Raw genomic sequence first — 12,258 nt, 5'->3', positions numbered from 1 at the left:
TTAATACATTGCGCATCATACAAGCGCAGGACAAACCCGCCGTCGCATTGGTAAAGGTCACACGCAGGGAATCACCTTCCATGTTGGGGTGACCCGCTGCCCATTTTTTGAGGATGGGTTTTACCAACCCGCGGAACAGCGATAATTTTTCTGACAGCTCATCATCGCGCCATTTGGAAAAACCTTTTAAATCCATAAATAAAATCGTGAGATTGCGCACCTGATCTTTTTCATGGTCGGCAGCCAATTCCAATAAACGCGGCCAAAATTCTTCGCGGATAGCGCCCACTTTTTCTTTTAATTGCAAATGCAATTGGGTATTGGTACGCAACATTAATTGCGCTAATTGGATGCGTTCAGCCTCAGCTTGTAACTGGTTTTTTAATTCTGTCGGATTGTGGCTACCCACCTCTTCCACCACAAATTTGACTAGCGCACCCCCAGCGACATCGCTGATGGATTTCAACCGTAAAATAGTGCCCCAATGCACTGCCGCCAAATGCTCGATAAAAATCGGCAGTGTCGCTAATTCATGGTCAGCCAAGCGATATGGATACCGCAATTCGATAGTGATGGCCTCGGCAAAAATCCGCTCGAATTCGTGGTTGCGATAGATAGTTTTTTCTTTGCCAGATTTATCCCAGTACGCATAAGTACATTCGATATTGGCAATTGCCCAACCGGCAGTGGTGATTTTCCATAACTTCGCACCGGTAATATTGGCACTGGCTAATTTTGTTTTAGTGAGATTAGCGTTGCGCAAATCGCAATGGCTTAAATTGGCTGCGGTAAAATCCGCTTTGTGCAAATCCATTCCATTTAAATCGACACCACTTAAGTTAGCCGATTTAAAAATAGCACCGGATAAAGTGGCGCCGCGCAAATCGGCATTGGTAAGGTTGGCACCGGTAAATAAAGTGTTGGCTAAATCTGCGCCTTGCAAATTCACGCCGGAAAGATTGGAATTGCTGAGATCAACGCGAGAGAGTTGCTGCCCTTCAAGATTACTGCCCGCTAGCGATACATCGCGCAGCATTAAGCCGCTGATATCATGCCCACGGAAATCAATATTTTCGAGCCGAGCATTGCGCGTATTGGCGGTGAGCATATTGGCGAGAAACAACACTGAGCCGCTGAGGTCACAATTGCCGAGATTGGCGGCGATCAATTTTGCATTGGAAAAATCATTGTTTTTTAAGTCAGAGTGTTGCAGATTTGCCAAAATGAGATCGGCATATTTAAAACTGCAATGCGTAATACGCGCATTGCGTAATGATACTTTTGATAAATCGAATTCATCGAAGTTGACACTATCCAACTCGATGCCATCGAGATTGATCTCGCCTATTGCATGGCGTTTGCGCCAGTTATTCCAGGACGTAGCGCCCTTTTTAAGTTCCTGAAGTATCCGTTCTTTGTCCATTTTGGTAGTGATCTCTCAGTTAATACCTACTTATAACGCTTACTTACAAGAAAATAATCCTTGTAGCTCCCGGCTGTATTTTTTGTTTTTTTAAGATAAGTAATATTACTATCACTCAGAGGGAGATTCGAGTGGACGGGCTTCTATTTAGCGGCGAGCGAGGTGTTTTTTGCCCTGCAATTACAATTCTTCACAATTAGGCAATCGAATCACTATCGATTTTTCGAATCAACAATAGCGGATGCCCCAACTCAATTGCCCCCTCAAAAAACTCCTGCCCAATCAAATGCGGAGCAACATTTTTCCAGCCATAGCTCCCTTGGCCGCAGGCAGATGTTACTTTGCCCAAGGCTAAATCCCCAGCCCGAATCACGTCGCCATCGTCAACTTTGCGATAACCCTGCGGAAAAGGATGCATAACTAATTACTGCCCGGTGGTGGTTTGCGCAAAGTATATAGCCTGTAACTGACGATTCATAAACCTAAAAAAATAGGCAAAAAAAAGCCCCTAAAAAGGGGCTCAAGAACTTACACCATTTCCTAACTAATCATTAGCCGCTTTTGTTAATACATTACAGATTGAATTGCACCCAGGCAGTATCGACTGCGCCAACGGCTTGGCCGATGGTATAGAAATAGCGAATCACTGCACCGGCAGGAACACCACTCAGGGTGTACACATTGGTGTTATCTGCGTTGTGCGTCATGCGGATATTTTGTTGCGCGCCACCATTAACGGTGTAGTGAATGTCCGTCCAGGGTGAATTGTTTGCATAAAATCTCACACTGGTTGCGCTCAGTTTGGTATAGCCGTAAGTAGCTGCAGAACTTGCCACAGAACTTCTTATCGAGCTTGCAACTGAGCTTTTAACAGTACTGGTCACTGAACTTTTAACCGAGCTCGCTACCGAACTTTTCACTGAGCTTGCAGAGCTACTGGCCATTGGCAAATTAAATTGTGCCCATGCCGTATCTATCGCACCTACTGCCTGGCCGATGGTGTAGCTGTATTTCACCAGCGCACCTGCAGGAATTCCCGCAACGGTTAAGGTATTGGAATTATCGGCATTGTGCGTCAGGCGAATATTTTGTTGCGGGCCATTATTGATGGTGTAGTGAATATCTGCCCAAGCGGCATTGTTAACAAAAAACTTTACGCTGGTGCTGGACAACACAGTGTGGCCATTCGTGTTAGCGGCGACCGATGAACTGCTTGGCGCTACTGAAGAACTTGAACGGCTTGATGGTGCAACACTGGAAGGTGTGCTCGAACGGCTTGAGGGCGCGACGCTGCTGGGTGTGCTTGAACGGCTTGAAGGCGCAACACTGGATGGCGCAGATGAGGACGATACCGCTGCCTGACAATCTGTGCTGGTACCACACTCCCAAATAACATCATCAATCGCCATTTCAAAATTGCTGGTTGGCAGAGCGCCATCAACACTGGCGATGCTAAACAAGGTTGACATGGATTGCAGAGCAACCAAACTGCCGCGCAGTGCAGAAACGGGAACTGTTGCCTGCGCCCAATCACCGTTACGCACTAACCCATAGGTAGTGGTGTTGGCTGGGAAGGTCAACCAATTTTGATTAGTGTAGGTATCTTGCACACCAATTTTGAACGCAACATTCGCGGGAATTTTGATACGGAATTTCATATTGCCGTTCACAAATCTGCTCATGTCACGCGCTTGACGCGATGCAATGCCACCACCAAACCATTGCGGTGCAGTGTATTTCCAGGCAATCACATTAGTGCCTTCGTAAGCTGCTGTAGTACCCGCTGTAGTGGATGTGGTGTTCCAGATCCAGATATCCGAACTCGCACCCGCAACTTGCTTGTTAGTAGTTGCAGTATTGTCAGTGAATACGCCGAAGGTGCCGGTTTCAGGTTTGACCTGACTGCCCAGTTTCACTTCGCCTTTGCCATCCAATTGATAGACGCGCACATAGTCCACATACATTTTGCCCGGCAATGGCGCAGTTACCTGACCTGCATTGGCTGCATCGGTAAAGTTGCCACCTACCGCCAAATTAAAGAGCAGATAAAAGGGAGCCTGGAATTCTGAGGACTCTTCATTTACCGGAATAGGATTTTGGTACATATCCGTTTCAACACCGTTATCGATTACGGTGAAACGAATTTGGCTATCAGTCCAATACAAACGGTATTTCACAAAACGATTAGTGAGTGGTGTATGCGCTACATAAGCATTGTCGGTTTGCCATGCAGTTGATGCGGCACACGTCGGGTTGGCTGGAACGCAGGCAGCGTTCGCGTAAAAAATCGCGTTGGAACCGACATAACTATTAATGTCTGCACCAGGGAAACCGGCATCGGCCATCGCCTGTGCGCGATGACCCATTTCCATAATGTCAATTTCACCCTTCGCTGGCCAGGTAGCAAGGCTGGTGCCGAGCATCCAGGCTGCAGGCCATAAACCCAAGCCCACTTGCGGTGTACTCATACGGATTTCGATCATGCCGTATTTAATTTGCAGTTTGTTTTCGGTGGTGATCTTGCCGGAGGTAAAGGCACTGCCACCAAAAGTTTCGCGTTTGGCTTGGATGGCGAGCGCTTTAGTCGCTGGTTCAAAGGGGACATTTTCGATTGTGAGGTTGTTTGCGCGATAGTATTGCAACTCTTGGTTGCCCCAGCCGCACAGGCCAATTGCGCAGCCATCGCCTTCGATGGAGTTCCATACAGACGAGTCGAGGGTGTTGAAGTTTTCTTCGTACAACAGACTTCCGATAGTTGGATTTAACACATCAGCCATGACCGGCGCAGCAGCGAACAATAGAGTTCCCATTGCTGCAGCTAATTTGGCTTTGAGGCCGACATTATTATTGATATTCATTTTGTAACCTATTGAATGATTATTTTTATTGATTCGCAGGTGATGCAGAAAGCATTGCCGAACATTGAGACGCGGCAGAATGTACAGTGATGCGCCAGACTTTTCGTCCCACGTTGAGTATTGTTGCAAGGTGGATTGTTTCAGATTGCGATTTGCAAGATGGGACTCACTTTTTGGCGCTTTCCATAAAAGCAGACGCACCACAATCGCAGGGCGCAATAAAGTGATCCAGATAGCGGGTTTTAACACGGGTTTTTAATCCCAACTGAAATAATGTTTCCATGTGGATGGGATCAAAATTCAACGGATCGGCATTCACTTTCGCCGGAATCACCGCATAGCCAAAAGTCGCACCATGGCGCTGCGCAAAAGCGGTCGAGATAATCAGGTGCGCGCGCAAATTCGCACGGCTCATGGAATCAAACGAACGTCCGACTATCGCCATAGTGCCACCAGTCAAAGGGGCGGCAGTGATATCAGTTTGGCCATTGATAATCACATACAACTGTTCCGGTTTAAGGCGTGGGCTGCTGATCTGCGCCGCCGCAAGTGATTCGGGCAACAACAAAAATGGCGCATTGATGCCGCCGTCGGCGTGCACTTCAGTATTTTTGCCATCGGTAATCACCACCGGGGGGAATATGCCCGGCACACTGGCAGATGCCGTTAACACCGCGCGAAATAGCGCGAGCGCATTACCGTTATCATCTGGCTGCTCCGCCGAAATGGCAATGCTACCCATATCCCATACCATGGTTTCCTGGGTATCCAAATTCGTCGTCACCACCAATAACCGCCGCCCGGCGCGATGGCCATTGGCAATGGCCTTCAGCAACTCGGCATTGATATAACGCGCAACCAACGCGGCCAGTGGTTTGCCACTATAGAGTGAAGGGCGATAAAAAAAGCCGCCGCCCCAGCGTGTCAATTTTGCTGCCTGAGGATCGTGATAAGCCGCCGCTAAGGATTCATCCCAGGACGGACCGGCAAACGCAAAGGGGGCAATTAACGAACCCGTACTAATTCCGGTCACCATATCAAACACCGGGCGATCCTTATCCTGGCTCCACCCCACCAGCATTCCCGCACCAAACGCGCCGTTGGCACCACCGCCAGAAATCGCCAGCGCACGCATTCCACCGGTGCGATTAAAGTAGCGGTCCTGATCCAGATTCTGCATAAACGAGAGCACACCCTGTGGATCAGTCGCCACAAACCGAAAACGATCAAACGGGGAAAAGGTCGCCGATGCTTTAAGCGTTGGCGAAAAATAAGTGGGCACGCGCGATACATAACCGCAAGCACACAGGCAGACCGCAAGCATAAGCAACGCTATCTGCCCGAGGTATTTAGTGAAAAGCACAGAGTTCACGGCGAATAATTCCTCTTCTTCCTGGAGTTGGTGCCTGAACGTTATAGCAAGAGGTTGCAGCACTTGCAGCAAATTATTGAGATTCCAGCCGCTATAACTCTCCCAGCGCAAAAGTAATAGGCACTGACAGTTCCAGCTCTGCCACATCCAGCCCGGCCGGTAACGGTGCAAAGGGAGCAGCACTGCGCACAGCTGCTAATGCCGCTTTGTTTAACATCACAAAGTCCAGCTCTTCAACGGGCGCAACCGTTTTGACATTCCCAGTACCATCAATTACCACGGACAACCTCACTGTGCCTGTTTGACGCAACTGCTGTGCGCGCCTTGGGTAATCGACATGGGCGTTTATTTTTTTAAATACATCGGCCATGTAAAACTGCCTGGCCAACAACGCTTGCGCCTTGCTCAAACCTGGCTCCGGATTTGCCGCGGCCTGCACTGGTTTTTTTTCCGCAGCAGCTGCTACTGCAGCAATTGGTTCGGAACCGGGTGAGGCGGTTTTGAGCGCGACAGGAACTGGCGGTGAAACCTCAGGTTTTACAATAGCGGGTTTCTCTGCCGTCAGGATTTTGGGTTCAGTTACCGTCGTCGCAACTGGCGCTGCGGCAGGTGTTGTAACCGCGACTGGCACTTCAGGTTTATCAACGTCTTCCGGCGGAGGCGCAACTACCGGCAGCCAACTTTTGGCAATTTCAATTCGGGCATTGCGCGGATACATCGCATTAAATCGGTTAACGAGCGCGGTATCTGCCGTATTCGCTTTTAATAAATCATCGCGAAACCCAGTTGATGAGGGCACAGGGCCAATCCAGGATCTCAGCAGTAGGGTGAAAAAGGCATCGTCCTCAATGTGACCGAGCAGGATTGAATTGAGGCTTACATCCACGCCCCTCAAAGGCGTATAGGCAATCACTAAATGATCATTAGATTCCAACCGATCGCGCACCAGCTCCTCAAAATAGACCATGTTCTCGGCTTGGGCGATAAGCGCATCGCGGGTGTTATTGATCGCCACTGACTCGCGCCATATCCGGCTGAACTGCCGCTGGGTAATACCCTGCTTGGCGAGGATTTTTAGCTCCATCCGTTTGGGATAACTGCCATTGATCAACTCCTGCGCATTGGTGCCCGTTTGGCCTGCGTAGAGCGCCGCGATAAATAACTCATTGCCCAATTCGGAATAGGCTGCCACACCGTTTAAATCCGCTTCCGCCCGCAGACTATTACTCATCAACAGCAATAAACCCGCACAAATCGCCCACAATTTCACTGACACTTTGTCGCCCCCAATTGCATTCACTGGAGCGCAGCCTAGCGGGGAAATAAGTCAGATATACGACAAACACCCAAATACTTGCGCAAGGCGACCGATACTTAACCAAGAGGGATCTCAACTGAGCCATGAATGCCGCTTTCCCTTCCCGAAGGCATTCTTTATAGTACGCCCGCTGAAAAAATTCCCTGTCATTGGCGGTGGGCCGATCCCTTCCCCATCGCCTGCACCACGAGGTTAAGCCCCATGGCTCAATACGTATTTAGCATGCATAGGCTCGGCAAGATTGTGCCGCCCAAGCGTGAAATCCTGAAAGATATCTCCCTCTCCTTCTTCCCCGGCGCCAAGATCGGTGTGCTCGGGTTGAACGGCTCGGGTAAATCCACCCTCCTGCGCATCATGGCGGGCGTGGATCAGGATTTTAACGGCGAAGCCCGCCCCATGCCAAACCTGAAAATCGGCTATCTGCCGCAGGAACCGCAACTCGACCCAGCCAAAGATGTACTGGGCAATGTGCAAGACGGTGTGCGCGAAGCGGTTGATGCGCTGGCTGAGCTGGACCAAATCTACGCTGCCTACGCCGAACCCGACGCCGATTTTGACGAGTTGGCGAAGAAACAAGCCAAGTGCGAAGACATCATCCAGGCCTGGGATGCGCACAACCTGCAACATACCTTAGAAGTTGCTGCCGATGCCTTGCGCCTGCCGCCGTGGGATGCAGACGTAACCGTACTGTCTGGTGGTGAACGCCGCCGTGTGGCGCTCTGCCGCTTGCTGTTGTCACGCCCCGATATGTTATTGCTCGACGAACCGACCAACCACTTGGATGCTGAATCCGTATATTGGCTGGAACAATTCCTCCACAGCTTCACCGGCACCGTAGTGGCGATTACCCATGATCGCTACTTCCTCGATAACGCCGCCGGTTGGATTCTGGAACTCGACCGTGGCCACGGCATTCCATATGAAGGCAACTACACCAGCTGGTTGGAACAAAAAGATGCGCGTCTGGAGCAAGAACAACGCACTGAAGCCGCCCACCAAAAAGCATTGAAAACCGAATTGGAATGGGTGCGCCAGAACCCTAAAGGCCGTCAAGCCAAGAGCAAGGCGCGTCTGGCCCGCTTTGATGAATTGCAATCGCAAGAATTCCAGGCGCGTAACGAGACCAACGAGATCTACATTCCGCCGGGCGAGCGTTTGGGCGATAAAGTGATCGTGCTGGAAAACGTGAGCAAAGGTTATGGCGATCGCCTGCTGATCGACAATTTGTCGCTGAGCATTCCTAAAGGTGCAGTGGTGGGTATTGTCGGCGGTAACGGCGCCGGTAAATCGACTTTGTTCCGCATGATCTCCGGCACTGAAAAACCCGATAGCGGCACCGTCACCATAGGCGAGACTGTCAAAGTCGCCTACGTTGAGCAGAGCCGCGAAAACCTCGACGATAAAAAATCCGTGTGGGAAGCGGTATCCGTCGGTTTGGATATTTTGAAAATCGGCAACTACGAAGTGAGCTCGCGCTCTTACCTGGGTCGCTTTAACTTTAAAGGCGGTGATCAGCAAAAACGTGTGGGCGAACTCTCTGGTGGTGAGCGTGGCCGTTTGCATTTGGCCAACACCTTGAAGCAAGGCGCGAACGTTCTGTTACTCGACGAACCCTCAAACGATTTGGACATTGAAACCCTGCGCGCATTGGAAGATGCAATTCTCGCCTTCCCTGGCTGCGTATTGGTGATCTCGCATGACCGCTGGTTCCTTGACCGTATTGCAACCCACATACTCGCGTATGAAGGCGATTCCGATATTGTTTTCTTTGAAGGCAACTACACGGAATATCACGAGGATTTCGTCAAACGTAAGGGGCAAGATTCTCAACCGAAGCGCATGAAGTACAAACCGCTGAAGGCGTAAGATAAGAAATGTAATGAAACTGAAAAGGCAGCTCCCACGAGCTGCCTTTTTTGTTTATGCGGCCCACAATGCGTAATCAGATTCTGAAAAAACCATTTTCTCCATACCCGCGAACGCGGGTATCCATAAAAACAACGAACCCAATCAATTCACAAGGAGACACCATGCCACAAAAATCCCTGCTGCTTATCTTGCCCCTTTTGGCGCTGTGCTTCAGCAATAACACCTTTGCTGCAGATGGACTCAACCTCACCAACACCACAGCCGGTTGGTTTTGCGTAGGCCTATTTGTTATCGCCTATGCCTTTGTGATGCTTGAAGAAAAATTACATTTGCGCAAATCCAAACCGGTACTCGCTGCAGCGGGGATTATCTGGGTCATCATTGGTTGGATTTACACTCAGCACGACCAATCTGAACTTGCTGAGCAAGCGTTTCGCCACACACTGCTTGAATTCGCCGAGTTGATGTTATTTTTGCTGGTCGCCATGACCTACATTAATGCGATGGATGAACGCGGTTTATTTAACTCACTGCGCGGCTGGCTAATCAAAAAAGGCTTTAGTTATCGCCAATTATTTTGGATAACCGGCTTGATGGCATTTTTTATTTCACCCATCGCCGACAACCTCACTACGGCTTTATTGATGTGTGCGGTGGTATTAAAAATCGCCGATGGCGAAAAAGCGTTTATCAATATGTGCTGCGTGAATATTATCGTCGCCGCAAATGCCGGTGGCGCCTTCAGCCCTTTTGGTGATATTACGACCCTGATGGTATGGCAAGCTGGAAAAGTGGACTTCTTCACCTTCTTCCATTTATTTATTCCTTCACTAGTAAACTTTTTGGTGCCTGCCGCGATCATGAGTTTCTTTATAAAAAATCGCCCCTCGCACAAAGATGCGGAAGATTTGTTTTTGGAAACACTCACCTACAAAGAAGGCGCCTTCCCGATCCTATTTTTATTCCTCGCCACTATCGCCAGCGCCGTACTCGGCCACGTGCTCATCCATATGCCCCCAGTATTGGGGATGATGCTGGGCCTGGCCTATCTGAAAATTTACGGATTCTATCTGCGTAAAAAAGGGATTGTGGATTTGAAAAAAGTCGAGCAAATGAATACCGATTTTATGCCCGACAAGAACGAAAACCCCATCACCAAAGTTCCCTTGCCCTTTGATGTATTTCAACCTTTAGCGCGGCTGGAATGGGACACACTATTATTTTTCTACGGTGTAATTATGTGTGTAGGCGGGCTAGGTTTTATGGGTTACCTGACACTACTTTCTGAATCACTCTACGGTAATTTCAGCGCGACTATTTCCAATATCAGCTTGGGATTAATTTCCGCAGTGATCGATAATATCCCCGTGATGTATGCCGTGCTCACTATGGCTCCGGATTTCTCCCAAGGCCAATGGCTACTCATCACGTTAACAACCGGCGTGGGCGGCAGTATGTTGTCGATTGGTTCAGCGGCAGGCGTTGCACTCATGGGGCAAGCGCGTGGCTATTACAGCTTCATCGGCCATTTAAAATGGACGCCAGTAGTTGCGTTGGGATATTTCTCCAGCGTGTATGCTCACTTGTGGCTGAATGCGGCGATGATGTAAAAATTTATTCAATAAAAAAGCGTAGATTGCCAAACTGCATCTGCGCTTTTTTATTGATGTATTTCATTGTCGAAAGTAATTATATCGGTGCAGGTGGCGATCTTAACTGACCGAGAATCTGCGCTCGACAAACCTCCAAAATTTCATCCGCTAACGGGGAATCATCCGGGCAGGCGCGCGATAAAACAATTGCGCCCACGGCATGCGCCATGGTGTCGATCATCCTGGCTCGTGCTTCGCGCTTCGCGCTTTCATCTTCAGTTTCATTACTGCTTTCCAGTATGGCGAGCTGGCGCTCAATTCCTGCCGCAAATACCGCTTTGATGGACTCCGGTTGGCGTGCGGCATCTCCACAAAGCGCCGCCATGGTGCAGCCATCGCCCGGCGCATCACGGTGCTGCCGGGACAAGTACTGATTTACGAACGCAACTACGTCTATATCGGCAGTATTTGCTGCCGATTGCGCTAACCCCTCAGCCGCTGCCTCGGCCATCAAATCCGCTTTGGATTTGAAATGCTTGTAGAACCCGCCGTGGGTTAAACCGGCCGCCGCCATTAACTCCGCCACACCCACGCCGTCATAACCACGCTCACGAAACAGCACCGAGGCCATCGCAACGATGCGCGCCCGATTTTCCTGCACCTGCGCTTTAGTGACCTTCATCGTGTTATCTCCCCCCTATGGTCCAAGCCCGAAAATATGACACTCATAATACATTGATGATGATCATAATCAAACCTCTTGACAGTTTTGATTATGATCATCATCATTAATAACAGTTCAGACCTGAACGCCACCACTTTTCAACCCAGAGAGCAAACACATGACTAATTCAACTTCCGTTCTTATTACCGGCGCGTCCACTGGCATAGGTGCAACCTACGCCGAACGTTTTGCGCAGCGCGGCCACGATCTTGTGCTGGTTGCGCGCGACAAAGTGCGTCTCGATGCCCTCGCGTCACGCCTGAATCATGAATACGGCGTCAACGTCGATGTCATGCCAGCTGATCTTACCAAACCCAATGATTTACTCACCGTCGAAGCACGCTTGCGCAATGACGCACGTATCGGAACGCTGATCAATAATGCTGGAATTGCGCAGTCGGGAAGCTTTATTGAGCAAACGCCCGATCAAGTCGAGCAGCTTATCGCGCTCAATACCACCGCACTGGCGCGGCTTTCAAACGCGGTTGCACCACGCTTGGTACAAGCCGGTACAGGCGCAATCATCAATATCAGCTCAGTGGTTGGCCTCGCACCTGAATTCCAAATGTCGGTCTATGGTGCAACCAAGGCCTTCGTGCTGTTCCTTTCACAAGGCCTGCATTTGGAACTTTCGCCCAAGGGTATTTATGTCCAGGCGGTGCTTCCTGCCGGAACCTACACGGAAATTTGGGACCGTGCGGGCATCGACATCAGTACCTATCCCGCGATGATGAAAGTTGACGACTTGGTTGATGCGGCGCTGGTCGGATTTGATCGCCGTGAGCTAGTGACCATCCCACCACTGCAAAACGTTACGCACTGGAATGCCCTTGATACAGCGCGACAAGTTCTGCTTTCTGACATCAATCAAGCACAGGCCGCTGAGCGATATAAATCAGCCTCTTAACAAACACCCGATACCGATAAATTACCCGGATGAAAACCATGAACATTGTGAATCCAACCAGCCCTGTAGCTCTCGTAACCGGCGCCTCGTCGGGCATCGGCGAAGCCACGGCCATCAAACTCCTGGCTGCGGGCTACAAGGTCTACGGCACTAGCAGACGCGGCGCCAAAGCCGGCCAATATCCCTTCCCGATGC

The 12,258-nt window shown here is 50.0% G+C and carries 10 protein-coding genes; 4 read left to right on the top strand and 6 right to left on the bottom strand.

Features of this window, described 5'->3' with window-relative positions; translation table 11 throughout:
- From ACWA6V_RS08475 to ACWA6V_RS08455, 5 genes are all read right to left on the bottom strand, one after another.
- Positions 1-1,423: pentapeptide repeat-containing protein (locus ACWA6V_RS08475; RefSeq protein WP_449522070.1), on the bottom strand; the 1,423-nt coding region annotated here is incomplete at its 3' end.
- A gap of 196 nt (positions 1,424-1,619) precedes the next feature.
- Positions 1,620-1,841 carry a hypothetical protein gene (locus tag ACWA6V_RS08470; RefSeq protein ID WP_449522069.1) on the bottom strand — a complete coding sequence of 74 codons (222 nt, stop codon included), beginning with the start codon at positions 1,839-1,841 and terminating at the stop codon, positions 1,620-1,622.
- Positions 1,842-1,995: 154 nt separating this feature from the next.
- Positions 1,996-4,281: a glycoside hydrolase family 16 protein gene (locus ACWA6V_RS08465; RefSeq protein ID WP_449522068.1), complete on the bottom strand. Its 2,286-nt coding sequence runs from the start codon at positions 4,279-4,281 to the stop codon at positions 1,996-1,998.
- 166 nt (positions 4,282-4,447) lie between these two features.
- Complete coding sequence (locus ACWA6V_RS08460; protein WP_449522067.1) at positions 4,448-5,653, bottom strand: patatin-like phospholipase family protein; 1,206 nt, start codon at positions 5,651-5,653, stop codon at positions 4,448-4,450.
- Between the two features lie 91 nt (positions 5,654-5,744).
- Positions 5,745-6,929, bottom strand: a complete 1,185-nt coding sequence (locus ACWA6V_RS08455; RefSeq protein WP_449522066.1) for a TonB family protein — start codon at positions 6,927-6,929, stop codon at positions 5,745-5,747.
- Positions 6,930-7,172: 243 nt separating this feature from the next.
- Between ACWA6V_RS08455 and ettA the strand changes: the two genes are divergently transcribed.
- Positions 7,173-8,837, top strand: a complete 1,665-nt coding sequence (gene ettA / locus ACWA6V_RS08450; protein ID WP_449522065.1) for an energy-dependent translational throttle protein EttA — start codon at positions 7,173-7,175, stop codon at positions 8,835-8,837.
- Positions 8,838-9,001: 164 nt separating this feature from the next.
- On the top strand, positions 9,002-10,450 hold the full coding sequence (gene nhaD, locus ACWA6V_RS08445; RefSeq protein WP_449522064.1) for a sodium:proton antiporter NhaD: 1,449 nt from the start codon (positions 9,002-9,004) through the stop codon (positions 10,448-10,450).
- Positions 10,451-10,529: 79 nt separating this feature from the next.
- Here the strand turns inward: nhaD and ACWA6V_RS08440 are convergent, their stop codons facing one another.
- Positions 10,530-11,114, bottom strand: a complete 585-nt coding sequence (locus ACWA6V_RS08440) for a TetR/AcrR family transcriptional regulator (protein WP_449522063.1) — start codon at positions 11,112-11,114, stop codon at positions 10,530-10,532.
- Between the two features lie 160 nt (positions 11,115-11,274).
- Between ACWA6V_RS08440 and ACWA6V_RS08435 the strand changes: the two genes are divergently transcribed.
- Together ACWA6V_RS08435 and ACWA6V_RS08430 are read left to right on the top strand one after the other, a co-directional pair.
- Positions 11,275-12,063, top strand: coding sequence for an SDR family NAD(P)-dependent oxidoreductase (locus ACWA6V_RS08435; protein WP_449522062.1), 789 nt, complete (start codon positions 11,275-11,277; stop codon positions 12,061-12,063).
- Between the two features lie 29 nt (positions 12,064-12,092).
- Positions 12,093-12,258 (top strand): SDR family NAD(P)-dependent oxidoreductase (locus ACWA6V_RS08430; RefSeq protein ID WP_449522071.1); only part of this gene is annotated, 166 nt, incomplete at its 3' end.

The sequence above is a fragment of the Cellvibrio sp. genome, from assembly GCF_053579595.1.
This window is presented reverse-complemented; position numbering and strand designations above follow the sequence as displayed.

What these genes read in the sequence shown, in the direction of transcription:
- ACWA6V_RS08470 (WP_449522069.1), bottom strand. Translation starts at nt 1,841, where the DNA reads ATGCATCCTTTTCCGCAGGGTTATCGCAAAGTTGACGATGGCGACGTG.
- ACWA6V_RS08465 (WP_449522068.1), bottom strand. Translation starts at nt 4,281, where the DNA reads ATGAATATCAATAATAATGTCGGCCTCAAAGCCAAATTAGCTGCAGCA.
- ettA (WP_449522065.1), top strand. Translation starts at nt 7,173, where the DNA reads ATGGCTCAATACGTATTTAGCATGCATAGGCTCGGCAAGATTGTGCCG.
- nhaD (WP_449522064.1), top strand. Translation starts at nt 9,002, where the DNA reads ATGCCACAAAAATCCCTGCTGCTTATCTTGCCCCTTTTGGCGCTGTGC.
- ACWA6V_RS08440 (WP_449522063.1), bottom strand. Translation starts at nt 11,114, where the DNA reads ATGAAGGTCACTAAAGCGCAGGTGCAGGAAAATCGGGCGCGCATCGTT.
- ACWA6V_RS08435 (WP_449522062.1), top strand. Translation starts at nt 11,275, where the DNA reads ATGACTAATTCAACTTCCGTTCTTATTACCGGCGCGTCCACTGGCATA.